The following is a 16,536-nucleotide window of genomic DNA, read 5'->3' as shown; positions in this document are numbered from 1 at the left end:
ACCCGCGCCTCGGCGTTGCGGCACCGCGGCAGCGGTCGGCGAGCCGTCGGTCCGTCGGCGGCCCGCCGACCGCACGCCGACCGCACGTCGACCGCACGTCGAAGCCCCGTCGGACGGAGGCGACCTGGAAGGGTCACCTGCCCGACGGGGCTTCGACACGTACCGCTGCGGCTCCGGCGGAGTTCGTCACACCGCCGTGGGCCGCGCGCTCACCGGATCGGCCCGGCGCTGCCGGGGGCCGGTCGGTGGCGGTTTAGAAGTGGATCATGTGCTGGAAGGACGACTCCGCGCTGCTGACCTTGAGGTGGCTGCGGGTGCCGTAGGCGAGCGGGTTGTTCCAGTTGTACTCCTCCACGTCGAAGGAGCCGTCGGAGTACACCGCGTTGACGTAGGCGACGTGGCCGTAGGCCCCGTGGGTGTCGTTCACGGCGATGGCGCCGACGGTCGGGGTGGTGTTGACGCTGATGCCGAGGCGGCGGGCGGCGTCGTCCCAGGTGCTGGCGTTGCCCCAGGTGGTGCCGCCGTAGGAGTTGCTGAAGTTCGGGATGCCGAGGCGGTCCGCGATGCGGAAGGCCGCGAAGGCGGTGCAGTTCTTGGCGGCGAAGCCGCGGGTGCCGCCGTCGAAGTCGTTGGTGGGGCTCTCGTTGTCGTTGCTGGAGCTGCTGAGGAACTTGTGGGAGGCGTCGTTGTTCTTCAGGGTGGAGTTGAGGTTGCCCTTGGCACCGGGGGCGAAGTCCTGGTAGGAGCCGGCGTAGCCGCTGTTGTAGTAGACGCGGACGGTCTGGCTGCTGCGGTTCCACACCGATGCGGCGTTGTTCTTGACGCAGAGACCCTGGCCGGCGCCGGACCCCTTGAACTCGTAGCAGTCCGGCTGGCTGTCCCCGTAGTTGCTGAGGGAGCCGGTGAAGTCGGAGACCGAGCCAGCCTCGTCGCTGTTGTAGTAGTAGCAGAACTCTCCGGAGCCGCAGGATCCGTCGCGGGACGCGGCGAAGGCGGGCGCGGAGGTGGTGGCGATCAGCGGGACGGCCAGCGCCAGGGCGGTGCCGGCGACGGTGATCATGTTGCGTATGTTCTTCACGGTCTTCTCTCTCGGTGACGTGCCGTCAACGGGCGCTGACGGGCGATCGGGTCGTGCCTGGGTCGTGCTCGGGCCGTGCGTGGGTCGTGCTCGGGAGGTACCGCGCGGTCAGTGCGTGCGCTGGTACTCCTCCCAGGTCTGGATCGGGACGTGGGGGCCGTCGTCGGCGGCGTGGTTGGCCAGGCCGTTGAGGCCGAGGTAGTAGTCACCGGTCTGGTTCTGGGCCTGCGTGGACAGGTCGGTGTCGTTGATCGCGGCGGCGTGGATGTGCCACGGCCAGTCGCCCTGGTTGGGGTTGCGGACCCAGGCGGCGAACCCGACCTGGCGCAGGGCCTTGGCGACGGCGGTGCGGGTGGCGCTGGTCATGCCGTCGACGTTGATGTCCACGACACCGCCGCCGTCGTGGGTGCCGGCCGAGGTGGGGTCGCCGCCGGGGTTGTAGGAGCCCTGGTCCAGGGTGAGCTTGTAGCCCAGGAGGCGTTCGGCCTCGGTCAGCATGTTCTGGGTGCGGGTGTCGATGGTGTAGCCGTTCCGCTGCACGTGGGCGCCGGGGCCGATCTGCTGGGTGACGGTGTACCGGCCCTGCCCGAGCGTGGTGAGGGAGGTGGTGCCGGGCAGACCGTTGGCGGCCAGGCCGGTGTAGCCGAGGGAGCGCTGGTAGGCGGCGTAGGCGGTGATGGTGGTGGTGCCGAAGTAGCCGTCCACCCACTTGGCGTCGAGGAGGCCGCGGGCCTGCAGGGCCCGCTCGACGGCCAGGACCGAGTCCTTGGCGCCCGGGGTCAGCGTGTTGTCGGCGCGCCGGGGGTCGATCTGGGCGGCCAGCACGGTGGCCTCCATGTTCACCGTCGGCAGCGCGGTGGCCGCCGCCGCCTCGGTACGGGGCGTCGGGGTCGCCGCGTTGGCCTGGGCGGCGCTCAGTACCAGGCCGCTCAGGACGGCGGCGGCCGTGAGCAGTCGGGCGGCGGTCTTGCGGGTCTTGATGGCGGATGCCATGCGATGGTTCCTTCTGGTTCGGTGGAGGATGGATCTCGACCCCGGCCCTACTCCCGTCCCGGTGTCGGGCAGCGGGCAGCGGGCGGGCGGGGGTTCAGTCGAAGGGGCTCCCGGCCGGGGCGGCGCTCAGCGGCACCGTTGGTCGGTGCGGCCGGCCGGTGCGGTCGTCACGGCTGTCAGGACTGTTGCGACCGTCACGGCCGTCACGGTCGCCGGTGTTCCGGGAGCCGGTGCCACGGCGGTCGCCGCGGGTGGGACGGTCAGCAGCGGACGTCGGTCTTGACCGCGATGTCGCCGTCGTTGGGGTAGGGGATGGGGCCGTAGCCCGTCCAGCCCAGGCCCTGGGTGCACTCCGCCAGGGTCGCGGCGCCGAAGGACCACAGCTCCACGGAGTTGTGGCCGCACCGGGGGTCCTGGACGTCGTGCCCGCCGCCGGTGACGATGGCCGTGCACACGTCCCAGCTGCTGTGGGTGTTGCGGTAGCCCTCCCACACGTACAGGTAGGAGTAGTTCTTCCCGCAGCCCTTGTACTGCTTCACCGACGCCATCGTCTGTCCGCCGACGTTGAGGTAGGCGGTGCTGCCGATCTGGGTGACGCTGGAACAACCGGACGGGGTGGCCGCGGCGTTGGCCGCTCCGGGGATGGCGACGAGCATCGGCACGGCGATGGCCGCGGCGGTGGCGATCTTGGCGAGGACGCGCATGGCGAGGAGCCTTCTTTCGGGAAAGGGGAAGGGAGGAGGTGTCTCGGCCGTCGCCGGGGCGCCGGAGCGGGTTCCGCCGGGGGCGGGCCGGGCCGCTCGGGGCGTGCGGAGACCGGCGGGCGGGGCCGAGGGAGCCTGGGACGACCGCTGCGTCGGCCATCGGGGGCTGTCGCGGTCGGGGTCGTCTCTTCCCGACTGGACGTCATGTGCCGGGCCGGGCCGAGGTGTTCGGACGGCGGCGGCGGGCAGGTGGTGCTCGACCTCCGGGCGGGACGGCCTCGTGCGGCCGGGAGAGCCGCGGGCTCGGTCCCTGGAGGTCTGCGTGGAAGTCCGGGTGTGGCCCTCGGTAGGGCTCTCGGTGGGGCTCTCGGTGGAGGCCCCGGTCGAGCTCTCGGCGGAGGCTCAGGTGAGGGCGAGGCACCAGCCGCGCAGGGCCGGCGCTTGCTGCAGAGCGCGTTCGCAGACGTGGCGCAGGTTCATGGTCGCCGCGTCCGGGGTGTCCGCGATGATCGCGGCGGCGATGCGGTAGCAGTTGAGGTCGACGCGGGTGCGGATGTGTTCCACTCGGTCTTCGTGCCGGCTGTGGACCCAGATCAGGTCGGTGACCGCTTCAGCCGTCAGTTGCGAGGGCGCCGGATCGGAACGGACGAGAGTCACCGCGACCAACTGCACGAGGTCCGGTCAACTCTGTGCGGGGGGTGAAGCAGGAGCGGAATCCCAGTCGAAGCCCGAGGCGGTGACGGAGTGTCGGACGGCCGAGTGATCGGCGGCGAGGCCGTCCGCGGCGACGGAGACCAGACCGACGGTGAATGCGGCGATCAGACCGGTGCATACGATGCGTATCGAGTGAGCCACGACTGTTCTCTCCTGTTTCGTACCCATGCTGTACCCGTGAGTGGTTGCTGTGTCAGTGAGTGGTTCGCGGAACTCGTCCCGGTTTTTGCGGCGTTTTCCGCTGACGAGGAAGAGCTTGCCGCCTACGGAAGGCGATGTCACGACTACAGAAGTGGCATCAAGTCACTCGGCATCTAAGTGCCAGATCATTTCGCCTGCGAAAGCATTGCGTCCCCGGCCGCCGTGCACCGATGATGATCATCGATACGGGGAGGGTGTCGCGGTGTTGCAAGTACTGGGATTGAACGCCCTGACGGAGGGCGTCTACAGGGCCCTGCTGGCCGAGCCGGACGCGGGGGTCGAGCGGATCGCCACGAGCCTGCGCCTGACGGAAGCACAGGTGCGTGAAGCACTGGACGAGCTGCTGGAACTGACGCTGCTTCGGCCCGCGGGCGGCTCCCACGCGCTACGGGCCGTCAGCCCGGAGGTCGGGCTGACCAGGCTACTCGCCCGAAACCAGAATCAACTGCTGTTCCGCCAGCAGCAGTTGGAGAGCGCCCGGTCCGAGATCGCCGCCCTCTCCGCCGAGTACGTCGACCGGCGGCCCGACGACGAGCAGGTCCTGCGGCTGGAATCCCTCGACGCCGTCCGCGACCGCCTGGAGGAACTCGCGGCGACCGCGACCCGGGAATGCCTCTCCCTGATGCGGGGGGGAGCAGTTCGTCCCGATTCCATCCAGGCCGGCAAGCACCCCAATCAGCTGGCGCTGGAACGCGGAGTGGTCATTCGCAGCATCTTCCAGGACAGCTTCCGCAACGACCCCGACACCCTGCGGTATGCCCGGTGGTTGGCCGAGTTGGGCGGCCTGACGCGCACCGTGCCGCTCCTGCCGATCCGGCTGGTGATCGTCGACCGCAGCATCGCCCTGGTGCCGATCGACCCCAGTGACGGCCGCCGCGGCGCGCTGGAGCTGCACGGGGCGGCCCTGATCCAGCCGCTGTGCGCGCTGTTCGACGAACTCTGGCGCAGCGGAACCGACTTCGGGCAGCCCGCCCCCCGCGACGGCCAGGACCTCACCGGGTCCGAGCGCGCCCTGCTGGAACTGCTGGGCCACGGCCACACCGACGAGTCCGCCGGCCGCAAGCTGGGCCTGTCCCTGCGGACGGTGCGCCGGATGATGCAGGACCTGATGAACCGGCTGGGCGCCGAGAGCCGCTTCCAGGCGGGGGCCCAGGCCGTCCGGAACGACTGGCTCTGACCTCGCGGCGGCCGCCCCGCAGCGGCTGTGCCCCGGGGCACTACCGGGCGGGCACTACCGGGCACTACCGGGCACTACCGGGCACTACCGGGGCGCGCCGTCCGCCGTGGCGGGGCCGGTGAAGGGAACGGGGCAGCCCGGGGTCCCGGCGCACCGGGTGAGGTCGTCGCAACCGGCGTCCAGGGCCGCGGTGAGGACTCCGCGGACGGCGGCCGGGTCGGCGATCCTCCGCTCGACCTCGGCCGGCTTGCGCCGGGCGCGCTCCTGGAGCCCGGGAACGGGACGGCCGTGGCGGTGGCGGCCGGTCTCCAGCAGCTCAGCGACCTCCTCCAGGGAGAAGCCGAGGCGCTGGGCGGCCTTGACGACCCGCAGCACGGTCACGGCCCGCCCGTCGTAACGGCGGTGGCCGCCCGGGGAGCGGTCGGGCTCCGGCAGCAGGCCGCGGCGCTCGTGGGAGCGCAGGGTCCGGGCGTTCACCCCGGCCGCCCGGGCGACCTGCGCGGTCCGCTCACCGCGCCCTCCCGGCCGCCGCCACCCGGCGCTCCAGCGCCGCCAGGACCGCCGCGTGCGCCGCGCCGACCGCGATGCCGAGCACCATCGCGCCCCCGTCGGCCGCGACGTCGAAGGCGAAGGACGAGCAGCAGCCGCCCTCCCGTCCGGCCGGCTCCCGCACCCGCTCCTCGACGCCCTCGCCGCCGCGCAGCACCAGGCGCAGCCGCAACGGCTCCGGCCGCGAGACCCGCTCCAGCCGTTCGGCGAACAGTGCGTCCCACTCCGTCGCCCGCAGCGGCCGCTCCGCCACGGGCAGCGCGCACGAGGCCGGCACCCGGTCCGGACCACCCCTCCCGCTCATCTCGCCCGCTCCCGCCACCAGGTCCCCGAGCGGGGACGCCTTCGACGGTAAACCCGTACCCGGGCACCGGATGCGACCGCGGCTCGGGCGGCCGTGCAGCGGTCGTCCCCGAATCGCGGGCCCGAACCGTGGCCCCGAACCGGAAATGCGCCCGGCCTGTTCCCGTTCCGTACACCCGGGGTTCGCGGGGTTCTTCGTGCGGTGGTGGCGGCGGGCGAATCCGATTCCGGCGTGATGTCGGGAAAATCCGGGCGCCCGGACATTCCGAATTCGTGAAAAATGCGTCATTGGCCGCCGAATTCAGTAGCGTGTCCCGCATGGACGCGGCGCGGCGGTTGACGGACGACGAGGGCGACGACGTACGGCTGCCGCCCGGGCTCCGGCGGGTGGTCTCCCTCGTCCCCTCGCTCACCGAGGCCGTCGCCGTCAGCGCCCCCGGCCTGCTGGTCGGCGCCACCGACTGGTGCACCCACCCCGCCGGGCTGGACGTCGCCCGGATCGGCGGCACCAAGAACCCCTCGGTGGAGGCGATCTGCGCGCTCCGCCCCGACCTGGTGATCGCCAACGAGGAGGAGAACCGCGCCCCCGACCTGGCCGCGCTGCGCGCCGCCGGACTCCCGGTGTGGACCACCCGCGTCCGCGACCTCGACCAGGCCCTCGCCTCGCTCCACCGGCTGCTCGTGGACGTCCTCCAACTCCCCTGCCCCGACTGGCTGGTGGCCGCCCGGCAGGCATGGTCCTTCGAGCCGCCCGCCCGCGCCGTGCGGGCCGTCGCCCCGATCTGGCGCCGCCCCTGGATGGTCCTCGGCCGGGACACCTTCGCCGCCGATCTGCTCCGCCGCCTCGGCGTCGACCTGCTCCCGGCCGACGACCCCGACCGCCCCGGCGCCCCCGACCGCTACCCGCGCCTCCCGCTCGCCGAACTCCACGCCCTGGAGCCCGAGTTGCTGCTCCTGCCGGACGAGCCCTACCGCTTCACCGCCACCGACGGGCCGGACGCCTTCCCGGGCCTCCCGTACGCCCTCCTCGACGGCCGCCACCTCACCTGGTACGGCCCCTCGCTCGCCCAGGCCCCGGCCGTCCTCGCCGCCCAGCTCGCCGACCGCCGCCACCCCTGACCGCCCGAACGCCCCGACGGAGGGTCAACTCAACTGCGGGGAAAGCCCCTTGCGGCGCGCGGCAGACGCCTCGCCGAGGGCGACGAGGGCGTCGGCGAGGCGGGCCGTCTGGGTGGCGACGGTGCGTTCCGGGTCGGCCTGGGAGGTGAGGAAGGCGCCGTCGAAGCCGGCGAGGGTGAAGTGGTCGAGTTCCTCGGCGACCGCCCGGGCGGTCTCGGGGCCCTGGTCGGCGAAGACGGCGGAGATCATCGCCCGGATGTGGGCGCGGGCCTCGTCGCGCACCCGCCGGTTCATCTCCGCGACCTCGGCCTCGGTGGCCTCGTCGCTCAGCAGCAGCAGGAAGTGCAGCCGCATGAAGTCGGGCTGGGCGGCGAGGACTTCGGCGGTCCGGTCCAGGTACCAGGCCATCCGTTCGCGGTGGCTGCCGCCCTCGGGGGGATCGCGGTGGGCGGTGCGCATGGCGGCGAAGAAGTCGCGGGCGCCGCGCGCCATCACGGCGGAGAGCAGGCCGCCCTTGGAACGGAAGTGGTGGTAGATCGCGCTCCGGGGCAGCCCGGTCTCGGCGGTGATGGTCGAGATGGTGGTGGCGGCGTAGCCCCGCAGGGCCATCACGCGGGCCGTCGCGTCGAGGATCTCCTCCTTCGAACGCCGACCGCGCCGGTTGCCGCCCGGCTCCGCCACCCCTGTCCCTGCCTTGGCCGCTTCCCCCGCCACTGCCCCGCCGCCCCCTCGTGCGATGCGTCACCCACTGCCCTCACCCTGCCTGCTACCCGCCGATCCCGGGTTCACGGGCCCGGCCCGCCCGGAGCGGGGCTCAGCGGCGGGGCGCCCGGGTGAACACGCAGTCGCCGCAGAGGCCGCCGGACGGGGTGCGGTAGTACAGGCAGCACGAGGCCCGACGGAAGGCCAGCGGACGCCCGGGCGGGGAGACCGTCCCGGTGGCTGCGAGCGCCGGGCGGGCCAGCAGGGCGCGGGCCAGCGCGGCGGCCGGGGCGCGGAAGGCCGGGACGGTCGCCGCCTGGCGGGCCGCACCGACCAGCGCGGAGGCGGCGTTGCCCGCGAGCAGGCCCGGGGCGAGCGGGGTGACGGCGCGCACGGCCCCCGCGAGCGGTGCCAGTCGGCCCGTCAGCACCGTCGCCTCCAGCGCCTCGGCGGTGGCCTCCCGGCCGGGCGCGGACGGCAGCCACAGGTCGAACGGCCCCTGCGGCGGCAGCGCGAACCACGCCCCGCCCAGCTCCGGCACCCGCCCCGTCGCCAGCGCCGCCCCGAGCGCCACCGACCACAGCCGCGCTGCCAGCCCCAGGTGCGCCGTCGACGCCGCCACCCGCGGCTCGCCCGTCCCCAGCACCCGGCCCACCTCGGCGATCCGCGCCGCCAACGGGCCGTCCGCTGCGGACAGTTCGGGCAGCGGCCGGAAGCCGGGCGGCGGGGACGCGTCGGTGCGGACGGCGAAGTACGGGCCGAGCGCGGCGCGCGGATCGGTGGCCGTCACGGTCGGGACGACGTCGGCGGATCGCAGGTGAGGGGCACATCGCGGAGTGTAGTGTGGCAAGCCGCCCGACGCGGGCGGGGAGTTCGGCAAGCAGGGCCGGAACGGGCTGACCGCACTGGTCCGCCGGCCGTTCCAGCACGCGGTGGCCGCCTCGGCCAGCAGCGGCGAGGCCGAGCTGGTGGCGCTGGAGCGCTGGCACGGCCGGGCCGAGGCCTCGCTGAGCGGCGACACCCTGCACAACGTGATCAACGGCGGCACGTTCAGCGGCATCACGATCCAGGGCAAGGTCAACGGCGGCGTCCACCAGCACCAGTACCAGCCGCAGCAGGCACCCGCGCCGACGAACGGCACCCAGCAGCCCGGGTGACCCCCTGGCGTCCGCATGGCCCCGGCGCCTAGGGTCCCGTCCCGGAACGGTCGGCTCACCGGTGAGGGAGAGAACGGATGCGGTACCGCGAACTCGGGCGCAGCGGCGTGCAGGTCTCGGAGGTCGGTTACGGGGCGTGGGGGATCGGGGCGTCCAGCTGGGTGGGCGCCCGGGAGGAGGACTCGCTGGCGGCCCTGCACCGGGCGGTCGACCTGGGGGTGAACTTCGTCGACACGGCCCGGGGGTACGGGGAGAGCGAGCGGCTGGTCGGCCGGGTGGTGCGGGAGCGGGCGGCCAACGGCGAGCGGGTGCGGGTGGCGACCAAGGTGCCGCCGCTGAACGGGCAGTGGCCGGCCCGAGCCGGGGTGGACCCGGCGGAGACCTTCCCGGGGGCGCACATCCGGCAGAGCCTGGAGACCTCGCTGGCGGTCAGCGGGCTGGAGCGGTTCGACCTGCTCCAGTTCCACGTGTGGAGCGACGAGTGGCTGGGCCGGGGCGACTGGCTGGAGACCGTGCGGGAGCTGAAGCGGGAGGGCCTGATCGGCCTGTTCGGCGTCTCGATCAACGACCACGAGCCGCACAGCGCGGTCGAGTTGGTGCGCAGCGGGGAGGTGGACGCGGTGCAGGTGATCTTCAACGTGTTCGACCAGTCGCCGCTGGACGAGCTGTTCCCGGCCTGCGAGGAGCACGGCGTCGGGGTGATCGTCCGGGTCGCGCTGGACGAGGGCGGGCTGACCGGCCGGATCACCGCCGACACCACCTTCCCGGAGGGCGACTTCCGGCGGCGGTACTTCCGCGACGACCGGCCCGCGCAGGTGGCCCGGCGGGTCGCGGCGATCACCGCCGACCTGGGCATCGAGCCGGACCGGCTCGCCGAGACGGCGCTGCGGTTCGTGCTCGGCGCGCCCGCCGTCTCGACGGTGATCCCCGGCATGCGCACGGTGCGCCACGTGGAGCGCAACGCGGCGGTGGCCGACGGGGTGCCGCTGGACGAGCGCCAGCTGAAGGTGCTGGCCGGGCACCGCTGGGAGCGCAACTTCTACTCCTGAGGCACTCCCGCGAGGCACTCCCGGGGCCCGGCGCCCGGCGCCGACGCGTGCGGTTGTCGGGGTTCGGTGGCAGGGTGGGACGCATGTGCGGTCGTTTCGTCTCCACCACCGATCCCGCCGACCTGGTCCCCCTGCTCGACGTGGCGAGCTGGGACCCGACCGAGGCCCTGGCGCCGAACTGGAACGTGGCCCCGACCCAGCCGGTCTCCGCCGTGCTGGAGCGGGTGGACCCCGAGACCGGCGAGGTGGTCCGCCAACTGCGGACGCTGCGCTGGGGGTTGGTGCCGTCCTGGGCGAAGGACCGGTCGGGCGCGGCCCGGCTGATCAACGCCCGCTCGGAGACCGTCGACCAGAAGCCCTCGTTCCGCCGGGCCTTCGCGAAGCGCCGCTGCGTGATCCCGGCCGACGGCTACTACGAGTGGCGCCCGGTGCCCGCCGCCGACGGCCGCAAGGCGTACAAGCAGCCCTACTTCCTGTCCACCGGCGGGCTGATGCTGATGGCCGGGCTGTACGAGTTCTGGCGGGACGCCAGCCTGCCCGAGGACGACCCGGCGGCCTGGCTGGCGACGACGACCATCCTGACCACGGACGCCACCGACCGGGCCGGCCGGGTGCACGACCGGATGCCGCTGATCATCGACCGGGACGACCTGGACAGCTGGCTCGACCCGGCCGGCACCGACCCGGCCGACCTGCACGACCTGCTGCACCGCCCCGCCGACGGCGACATCCTGGTCCGGGCGGTGCCGACCGCCGTCAACCGGGTCTCCGCGAACGGGCCCGAGCTGCTGGCCGACACCCCGGACCCGCTGGGCCTGTCCGACTGACGCCCCGCCGGGGGCCGCCGGCGCCCGGGTCAGTCCCCGCTGCTGGTACCGGACCGGCCGCTGGTGATGCCGTACCGCCGCCGGTTGCGCTCGGTCCGCCGGATCATCCTGCCCACGCCGAGGGTGACCCGGGCGACGGCCCGCACCCAGCCGGGGCCGCCGCGCGCGGCCCACACCACGCAGGTGCAGCCGCCGAGCGCGAGCAGCAGGACGACGATCAGAACCGTGCCGACCATGGGGCCACCTTCCGTTCCGGGACGTACGGTTGGATCATCCCAGGCCACCGCCGCCACGGCCGGGCGACGCGCGACCGGCGGCCCGGCCTTTCCACCGGGCCGCTGTGGCACTGAGGCACTGAGCCGCCGAGCCACCGAGCCGTCACGGGACGGGGCTTGACACCCGCCCGCCCGCACGGTTCGGTGGAACACGTATGACCGACACCTTTCCGCCCGACGCCTCCCCGCCCGGCTCGTTCCCGCCCGGCTCCTCCCCGCACAGCCCGTCCCCGCACGACGGCCCCGCGTTCGACGCGCTCCAGGGCCTGTCCGTCGGTGACGCGCTCGGCGCCCAGTTCTTCGTCCCGGCCGTCGCCCGCGCGCACCTGGACGCCCGCACCGCACCGCCCGGCCCGTGGCCGTGGACCGACGACACCGAGATGGCCTGCTCGGTGTACGCCGCCCAGTGCGAGCGCGGCGCGATCGACACCTTCGACCTCACCCACGCCTTCGCCCGCCGGCACGACTTCGACCGCGGCTACGGGCCGGCCGCCAACCGGATGCTCCGGCTGGTCCGGGAGGGCGGCGACGCCCGCCGCCTGGCGGCCGAACTCTTCGACGGCCAGGGCTCGTTCGGCAACGGCGCGGCCATGCGGGTGGCCCCGCTGGGCGCCTGCTACGCGGAGGACCCGGCCGCCGCCGTCCGTCCGGCCGCCGACACCGCCGTGATCACCCACACCCACCCGCAGGCCGTGGACGGCGCGATCGCGGTGGCCGTCGCCGCCGCCCTCGCCGTCCGGGCCCGCACCACGGCGACCACGCCGGAGCGCCTGCTGCGCGAGGTCGCCGACCTGACCCCGCACGGCGCCGTGCGGCGGGGCGTCCTGGAGGCCGCCGGGCTGACCGACCGCTCCGACCCGCGGGCGGCCGCCGCCGTGCTCGGCAACGGCAGCCGCACCAGCGCTGCCGACACCGTCCCCTACGCGCTGTGGTGCGCCGCCCACTGGCTCACCGACTACCCGTCGGCGCTCCGGGCGGCGATCGACGCGGGCGGGGACGTCGACACGGTGGCCGCGATCACCGGTGGCGTGGTCGCCGCCCGGACCGGCACCGGGGGCATCCCCGCGTCCTGGCTGGCCGCCCGCGAACCGCTGCCGGACTGGGCGTTCCCCACCCCCGGCGGTGTCCGCCCCGCCCCCGGCCACCTGACGCCGATGCGCCTACCGCGCCCCCACCCCGTCCCCGCGCTGCGCTGGTCCGACCGGCAGTGGCACCGCTACCGGGCCGGACTGCGCACCCCCCGGTGGCTCACCCACACCGCCGACGGCACCCTGCACCTGCACCGCGCCGACACCGGCCACGAACTCTGGGCCCTGGACTTCGCCCCCGCCCCGGACGGCCACTGGCACCCGCGCGCCGCCCGCACCGAGGCCCACCCGGCCCACCGGTCCGGCCCCGCCCACCTGCTCGACGTCCTCCTGGAGCTGGAAGCGGAACCGGCGGACGGGGCGCCCGGTACCGCGAGGTGAGCGCCCGGTGGCCGGGTGGTGACGGCACGTCAGCGGCCGGTAGGGTGAAACGGGGCGAGGACGGGAGGCGGGCGGTGATCGAAGCGGTGCTGTTCGACCTCGACGGCACGCTGCTGGACCACGACGGGGCGGCCGAGGCGGCCCTGCTGGCCGGGGTCGCGGCGGAGCTGCCCGGGCGGGAGTTCGACCGGGACGAGGTGCTGCGGTTCTGGCGCCGCCTCGAACGGGTCGAGTACGACCGCTACCTGGCGGGCGAGTCGACCGTCCACCAGCAGCGCCGCAACCGGGCCGTCGGGCTGGCCGCGCACCTCGGGCTGGGGGAGTGGCCGGCCGAGCGGGCCGACGCCTGGTTCGCCGGTTACCTGCGGCGCTACGAGCGCTCCTGGCGGGCCTACCCGGAAGTGCCGCGCGCGGTAAGGGAGTTGGGCGCGTCGCGGCGGACGGGCGTGATCACCAACGGGGAGGGCGACATTCAGCGGCGCAAGCTGCGCGCCGTCGGCCTCGACGTGCTCGTCCCGCACACCACCGCCTCCGCCGAGGCGGGCTGCGCCAAGCCCGACCCGGCGATCTTCCACCTCGCCTGCCGCGCCCTCGGCGTCGCCCCCGGGCGCACCGCGTACGTCGGCGACCGCCTGGACGTGGACGCGCAGGCCGCCACCGAGGCCGGGCTGCTGGGCATCTGGCTGGACCGCGAGCCGAGCGGCGAGGAGAGCGCCGTGCCGCGGGTGCACTCGCTGGCCGAGGTCGCCGCGCTGCTGGGCTGAGCCCCCGGAGCCCCGACCGTCCCGTCCGCCCGTCGTTTCCCGGTGGGCGGGCGCGGGCCGAACCGGGGCGTTCGCGGCGTGGCTGCGGGCCGGTCGGGGCCGCCGCCGCGTACCGTCGGGCCCGACGGCTGGCGGTTCGTCAGCGAATCAATGGCGGGAGGGCCGGAATGGACACGCGGCGACGGGTGGCGGTGCTGGTGGAGGCGGCCGGGGGCACGTACCCGGAACAGGCGGGCATCGTGCTCGCGGACCGGGCCGAACCGCTCTGGCAGCTCCTGGTGCTGAGCAACCTGGTGTCGGCCCGCGTCCAGGGCGCGATCGCCGTCACCGGCACGGCCGCGCTGATCGCCGCCGGGGCCGGAACGCCCTACGGCACCCTGGAGTTGGGGCGGCAGCACTGCAAGGACGCGCTGATCGCCGGGCACTACCGCCACTTCGCCGAGGGCACCGCCACCCGCCTCAACGACTGCGCCCGCCTGGCCCAGGATGAGTACGGCGGCGACCTGCGCAAGCTCGCCGTCGCCGCCCAGCACCGCCCCGAACGGACCCGGGCCCTCCTCCAGCGCTTCCCCGGCATCGGCCCGGCCGGCGCCGCCGCGTTCTGCCGCGACGCGCAGGCGGTCTGGCCGCACCTGCGCCCGGCCCTGGACGCCCGGGTGCTGGCCGGCGCCGAACTGCTCCGGCTCCCGACCGACCCGGCCGAGCTGGCCGCCCTGGTCGACCCGGCCGAACTGCACCGGCTGGCCGACGCCCTGGTCCGGGTCGCCCTCGACCCGGAGTTCGCCGGACGGGTGCTGAACGCCGGCGAGCCGGTCGGGTAGCCCGGACCGGGGCGGCGGCGCGGGACGACAGCACGGGGCGGCAGCGCGGGGCGACACGGGGGTGCGGGGCCTCAACCGCCGTAGCGGTGCCGGAGGTTGGGGTCGTCCAGCCACCACGGCCGGTCCCCGGCAGCAGCGCTCGCGGGAGCGCCCGGGGCGGTGCCCGCCGGGGAGACCGCAGCGGAGGCCGCCGCCGCCCGGGCCTCCTCCGCCGCGTCCAGCGCGGCGTCCACCGCCGCCGTCTCGGCGCGCCCGGTGACGATCATCCGGCGGATCAGCGCGCACAGGAAGGGCAGGCCGACCAGGTCGCCGAGGATCCAGATCGCGTTGCCGCCGACGAACTGGTCGCGGGCGAGGGTGGGCCCCCAGTCGCGGGCCAGGCCCGCGTAGTACGGCTCGGCGATCACGTGGCCGCCGTACAGCAGCACCAGGGCGAGGGCCGCGTCGAAGACCACCTCGACGAAGGTGATCACCACGCCGATCATCAGCGGGTACGGGTGCGCGACCGGGTCCAGTTGCAGGCGCGGCCAGAAGTAGAGCAGGCCGAGCAGCACCGGGACCAGGTGGAAGCCGGTGTTCCAGACCGGGTCGGTCAGCGTCCGGGCGTACAGCGGCGTGAAGTACAGCAGCCAGGGCGGCGCGACCAGCAGCACGGTGGACACCAGCGGGAACATCAGCACCCGGGAGACCCGGCCGGACAGCGCCGCCCGCAGCCGCTCGCGGCCCGCCGCCGGGAGGGTGGCGGCCAGCAGCGAGACGGGCGCGCCCAGGGCGAGCAGCATCGGCACCAGCATCAGCAGCAGGACCAGCTGCACCGCGCGGTCGGTGAACAGCACCCGCTCGTACGCGCCGAGGCCGGAGCAGGTGGTCCAGACCCAGACCGCGAGGCCGCCCAGGAACGCCAGGGTGCGGTACCAGGGCCAGCGGCCGGAGCCGCCGGTGCGGTGGCGGCGGGCGCCGGCCAGGTAGCCGGCCGCGAGCAGGACGGACAGGGCGGCGACCGCCGGTTCGAGGGTCCAGGTGTCGGCCAGCGCCGACCAGTGCCAGGGCGCGACGGCCGCGGGGTGGGTCATGCCGGGGGGCCTCCTTCGGGCGGCGGTGCCGGTGGCGGGGCCCGGCGGTGGAACCCGGGGCGGGGTTCCGGGCGTCGTCGCAGGGTCGGGCCCGCGACCGCGGACCCGGCTCCACTATCTACGCCACTGTAGAATCTACCGAGTGGGGGAGCCCGGGTGAACGCCGCCCCGCGCAGCGCCGGCCGCCGCCGCGCCGCACACCGCCGCCGCAGCGAACTCACCCTGCTGCTCCTCGCGGTGGCCGTCTGCCTGGCGGGCTGGACCACCGCGAGCCTGGCCCTGCGCGGCACCGTCCCGCCCGGCCTGCTGCCCTACGGCGCGGGCCTCGGCGCCCTCGCCCTGCTGCTGCACCTCGCCGTCCGCCGCTGGGCCCCGTACGCGGACCCGCTGATCCTGCCGCTCGCGGTCCTGCTCAGCGGCTTCGGACTCGTCCTGCTCGACCGCCTCGACCGCTCCTACGCGCTCTGGCACCCCGACAAGGGCGACTGGCAGAAGCTCCCGGCCGCGCCCGCCCAGGTGCAGTGGACGGTGATCGCCGCGCTGCTGGCCGTCGGCGTGCTGGCCGTGGTCCGGCACCACCGGCTGTTCCAGAAGTACGTCTACCTGATCATGACGGGCGCGCTGGTGCTGCTCGCCGCGCCCGCGTTCTTCCCCGGCGACAGCTTCGGCGCCAAGCGGTGGATCCGGGTCGGCGGACTCTCCTTCGAACCGGACGAGTTCGCCAAGGTCGCCATCACGGTCTTCTTCGCCGGGTACCTGACCGCCAACCGGGACGCCCTCGCGCTCACCGGCCGCAAGGCGTGGGGCCTGCACCTGCCGCGCGGCCGCAACCTCGGTCCGGTGCTGGCGATCTGGGTGGTCAGCCTGCTGGTGCTGGTCTTCGAACGGGACCTCGGCACCTCGCTGATCTTCTTCGGCGTCTTCGTGGTGATGCTCTACACCGCCACCGAACGCACCGGCTGGGTGGTCATCGGCCTGCTGATGGCCGTCGGCGGCGCGGCCGTGGTCGGCGACCTCGAACCGCACGTGCACGGCCGGGTCGAAGCCTGGCTGCACCCGCTCGACATCTACGAACCCGTCCACGACCCGGCGCTGATCTCCCGGCAGCCCGCCCAGGCCCTCTTCGGCCTCGGCACCGGCGGCGTCCTCGGCACCGGCCTCGGCCAGGGCCGCCCCTTCCTGATCGGCTTCGCCGGGCGCAGCGACTTCATCTTCACCACCATCGGCGAAGAACTCGGCCTGGCCGGCTCGATGGCCGTCCTCCTCCTCTACGGCCTGCTGGTCCAGCGCGCCCTGCGCACCGCCGTCGCCCTGCCCGACCCCTTCGGCAAACTCCTCGCCACCGGCCTGGCCGCCGCCCTCGCCCTCCAGGTCTTCGTCGTCGTCGGCGGCGTCACCGGCCTCATCCCGCTCACCGGCAAGGCCCTCCCCTTCCTCGCCGCCGGCGGCTCCTCCCTCACCGCGAACTGGCTGCTCACCGCCGTCCTGCTCAAACTCTCCGACGCGGCGGGCCGGGCGGAACTGCAACCGGGCCCGCCCTGACGCCACCGCCGCGCCTGCC

18 protein-coding genes and 1 pseudogene are annotated in these 16,536 nt (G+C 74.6%); 9 read left to right on the top strand and 10 right to left on the bottom strand.

Going from position 1 to position 16,536, the window contains the following annotated elements; translation table 11 throughout:
* Positions 1–253: 253 nt before the first annotated feature.
* The 4 genes from ACIP60_RS20125 to ACIP60_RS20110 form a co-directional block, all read right to left on the bottom strand.
* A complete protein-coding gene (locus ACIP60_RS20125; protein WP_111552550.1) occupies positions 254–1,060 on the bottom strand; it encodes a CHAP domain-containing protein in 807 nt (268 codons plus the stop codon).
* Between the two features lie 126 nt (positions 1,061–1,186).
* Entirely contained in the window at positions 1,187–2,071 is an 885-nt protein-coding gene (locus ACIP60_RS20120) for a peptidoglycan-binding protein (RefSeq protein ID WP_400686277.1), read from the bottom strand.
* A 260-nt stretch (positions 2,072–2,331) separates the two neighbouring features.
* On the bottom strand, positions 2,332–2,775 hold the full coding sequence (locus ACIP60_RS20115) for a hypothetical protein (RefSeq protein ID WP_400686274.1): 444 nt from the start codon (positions 2,773–2,775) through the stop codon (positions 2,332–2,334).
* A 402-nt stretch (positions 2,776–3,177) separates the two neighbouring features.
* Positions 3,178–3,339: a hypothetical protein gene (locus ACIP60_RS20110; protein ID WP_158585356.1), complete on the bottom strand. Its 162-nt coding sequence runs from the start codon at positions 3,337–3,339 to the stop codon at positions 3,178–3,180.
* A 571-nt stretch (positions 3,340–3,910) separates the two neighbouring features.
* Between ACIP60_RS20110 and ACIP60_RS20105 the strand changes: the two genes are divergently transcribed.
* Positions 3,911–4,867 (top strand): LuxR family transcriptional regulator, encoded by a 957-nt coding sequence (locus tag ACIP60_RS20105; protein ID WP_400686270.1) that lies wholly within the window; start codon positions 3,911–3,913, stop codon positions 4,865–4,867.
* A gap of 84 nt (positions 4,868–4,951) precedes the next feature.
* Here ACIP60_RS20105 and ACIP60_RS20100 read toward each other — a convergent pair.
* A pseudogene (locus ACIP60_RS20100) lies at positions 4,952–5,359 on the bottom strand (MerR family transcriptional regulator); the annotation flags it as partial.
* 16 nt (positions 5,360–5,375) lie between these two features.
* Positions 5,376–5,720: a hypothetical protein gene (locus tag ACIP60_RS20095; RefSeq protein ID WP_400686267.1), complete on the bottom strand. Its 345-nt coding sequence runs from the start codon at positions 5,718–5,720 to the stop codon at positions 5,376–5,378.
* Positions 5,721–6,037: 317 nt separating this feature from the next.
* Between ACIP60_RS20095 and ACIP60_RS20090 the strand changes: the two genes are divergently transcribed.
* Complete coding sequence (locus ACIP60_RS20090; protein ID WP_400686264.1) at positions 6,038–6,838, top strand: helical backbone metal receptor; 801 nt, start codon at positions 6,038–6,040, stop codon at positions 6,836–6,838.
* Between the two features lie 24 nt (positions 6,839–6,862).
* On the opposite strand, the gene ACIP60_RS20085 is transcribed toward ACIP60_RS20090, so the two are convergent.
* Both ACIP60_RS20085 and ACIP60_RS20080 read right to left on the bottom strand, forming a co-directional pair.
* Positions 6,863–7,519, bottom strand: coding sequence for a TetR/AcrR family transcriptional regulator (locus tag ACIP60_RS20085; protein ID WP_400686261.1), 657 nt, complete (start codon positions 7,517–7,519; stop codon positions 6,863–6,865).
* A 133-nt stretch (positions 7,520–7,652) separates the two neighbouring features.
* Positions 7,653–8,330 (bottom strand): (2Fe-2S)-binding protein, encoded by a 678-nt coding sequence (locus ACIP60_RS20080; RefSeq protein WP_400686258.1) that lies wholly within the window; start codon positions 8,328–8,330, stop codon positions 7,653–7,655.
* Between the two features lie 142 nt (positions 8,331–8,472).
* On the opposite strand from ACIP60_RS20080, the gene ACIP60_RS20075 reads away from it, so the two are divergent.
* The 3 genes from ACIP60_RS20075 to ACIP60_RS20065 all read left to right on the top strand — a co-directional run bounded on the left by ACIP60_RS20075 (position 8,473) and on the right by ACIP60_RS20065 (position 10,573).
* Positions 8,473–8,697, top strand: a complete 225-nt coding sequence (locus ACIP60_RS20075) for a hypothetical protein (RefSeq protein ID WP_400686255.1) — start codon at positions 8,473–8,475, stop codon at positions 8,695–8,697.
* A 77-nt stretch (positions 8,698–8,774) separates the two neighbouring features.
* Positions 8,775–9,746: an aldo/keto reductase gene (locus tag ACIP60_RS20070; RefSeq protein WP_400686252.1), complete on the top strand. Its 972-nt coding sequence runs from the start codon at positions 8,775–8,777 to the stop codon at positions 9,744–9,746.
* An 83-nt stretch (positions 9,747–9,829) separates the two neighbouring features.
* The gene (locus tag ACIP60_RS20065) at positions 9,830–10,573 is read left to right on the top strand and encodes an SOS response-associated peptidase (RefSeq protein ID WP_400686249.1); all 744 of its coding nucleotides are present in this window, start codon (positions 9,830–9,832) and stop codon (positions 10,571–10,573) included.
* 29 nt (positions 10,574–10,602) lie between these two features.
* Here ACIP60_RS20065 and ACIP60_RS20060 read toward each other — a convergent pair whose 3' ends face one another.
* On the bottom strand, positions 10,603–10,809 hold the full coding sequence (locus ACIP60_RS20060; RefSeq protein WP_400686246.1) for a hypothetical protein: 207 nt from the start codon (positions 10,807–10,809) through the stop codon (positions 10,603–10,605).
* A gap of 194 nt (positions 10,810–11,003) precedes the next feature.
* Here ACIP60_RS20060 and ACIP60_RS20055 point away from each other — a divergent pair, with 194 nt between their 5' ends.
* The 3 genes from ACIP60_RS20055 (at position 11,004) to ACIP60_RS20045 (ending at position 13,902) form a co-directional block, all read left to right on the top strand.
* The gene (locus ACIP60_RS20055; protein WP_400686244.1) at positions 11,004–12,317 is read left to right on the top strand and encodes an ADP-ribosylglycohydrolase family protein; all 1,314 of its coding nucleotides are present in this window, start codon (positions 11,004–11,006) and stop codon (positions 12,315–12,317) included.
* A gap of 74 nt (positions 12,318–12,391) precedes the next feature.
* On the top strand, positions 12,392–13,081 hold the full coding sequence (locus tag ACIP60_RS20050; RefSeq protein ID WP_400686241.1) for an HAD family hydrolase: 690 nt from the start codon (positions 12,392–12,394) through the stop codon (positions 13,079–13,081).
* 167 nt (positions 13,082–13,248) lie between these two features.
* The gene (locus tag ACIP60_RS20045) at positions 13,249–13,902 is read left to right on the top strand and encodes an endonuclease (protein ID WP_400686238.1); all 654 of its coding nucleotides are present in this window, start codon (positions 13,249–13,251) and stop codon (positions 13,900–13,902) included.
* A gap of 71 nt (positions 13,903–13,973) precedes the next feature.
* On the opposite strand, the gene ACIP60_RS20040 is transcribed toward ACIP60_RS20045, so the two are convergent.
* Positions 13,974–14,975, bottom strand: coding sequence for a cytochrome c oxidase assembly protein (locus ACIP60_RS20040; RefSeq protein WP_400686235.1), 1,002 nt, complete (start codon positions 14,973–14,975; stop codon positions 13,974–13,976).
* 156 nt (positions 14,976–15,131) lie between these two features.
* Here ACIP60_RS20040 and ACIP60_RS20035 point away from each other — a divergent pair, with 156 nt between their 5' ends.
* Positions 15,132–16,517 (top strand): FtsW/RodA/SpoVE family cell cycle protein, encoded by a 1,386-nt coding sequence (locus ACIP60_RS20035; RefSeq protein WP_400686233.1) that lies wholly within the window; start codon positions 15,132–15,134, stop codon positions 16,515–16,517.
* The last annotated feature ends 19 nt before the right edge of the window (positions 16,518–16,536 follow it).

This window comes from Kitasatospora sp. NPDC088783 (genome assembly GCF_044750705.1).
In the GTDB taxonomy this organism is placed as follows: Bacteria; Actinomycetota; Actinomycetes; order Streptomycetales; family Streptomycetaceae; genus Kitasatospora; species Kitasatospora fiedleri.
This window is presented reverse-complemented; position numbering and strand designations above follow the sequence as displayed.

Excerpts from the sequence above, each read along its gene's own strand:
- ACIP60_RS20125 (WP_111552550.1), bottom strand. The coding sequence starts at position 1,060 with ATGATCACCGTCGCCGGCACCGCCCTGGCGCTGGCCGTCCCGCTGATC.
- ACIP60_RS20120 (WP_400686277.1), bottom strand. The coding sequence starts at position 2,071 with ATGGCATCCGCCATCAAGACCCGCAAGACCGCCGCCCGACTGCTCACG.
- ACIP60_RS20115 (WP_400686274.1), bottom strand. The coding sequence starts at position 2,775 with ATGCGCGTCCTCGCCAAGATCGCCACCGCCGCGGCCATCGCCGTGCCG.
- ACIP60_RS20095 (WP_400686267.1), bottom strand. The coding sequence starts at position 5,720 with ATGAGCGGGAGGGGTGGTCCGGACCGGGTGCCGGCCTCGTGCGCGCTG.
- ACIP60_RS20090 (WP_400686264.1), top strand. The coding sequence starts at position 6,038 with ATGGACGCGGCGCGGCGGTTGACGGACGACGAGGGCGACGACGTACGG.
- ACIP60_RS20070 (WP_400686252.1), top strand. The coding sequence starts at position 8,775 with ATGCGGTACCGCGAACTCGGGCGCAGCGGCGTGCAGGTCTCGGAGGTC.
- ACIP60_RS20065 (WP_400686249.1), top strand. The coding sequence starts at position 9,830 with ATGTGCGGTCGTTTCGTCTCCACCACCGATCCCGCCGACCTGGTCCCC.
- ACIP60_RS20060 (WP_400686246.1), bottom strand. The coding sequence starts at position 10,809 with ATGGTCGGCACGGTTCTGATCGTCGTCCTGCTGCTCGCGCTCGGCGGC.
- ACIP60_RS20055 (WP_400686244.1), top strand. The coding sequence starts at position 11,004 with ATGACCGACACCTTTCCGCCCGACGCCTCCCCGCCCGGCTCGTTCCCG.
- ACIP60_RS20045 (WP_400686238.1), top strand. The coding sequence starts at position 13,249 with ATGGACACGCGGCGACGGGTGGCGGTGCTGGTGGAGGCGGCCGGGGGC.
- ACIP60_RS20040 (WP_400686235.1), bottom strand. The coding sequence starts at position 14,975 with ATGACCCACCCCGCGGCCGTCGCGCCCTGGCACTGGTCGGCGCTGGCC.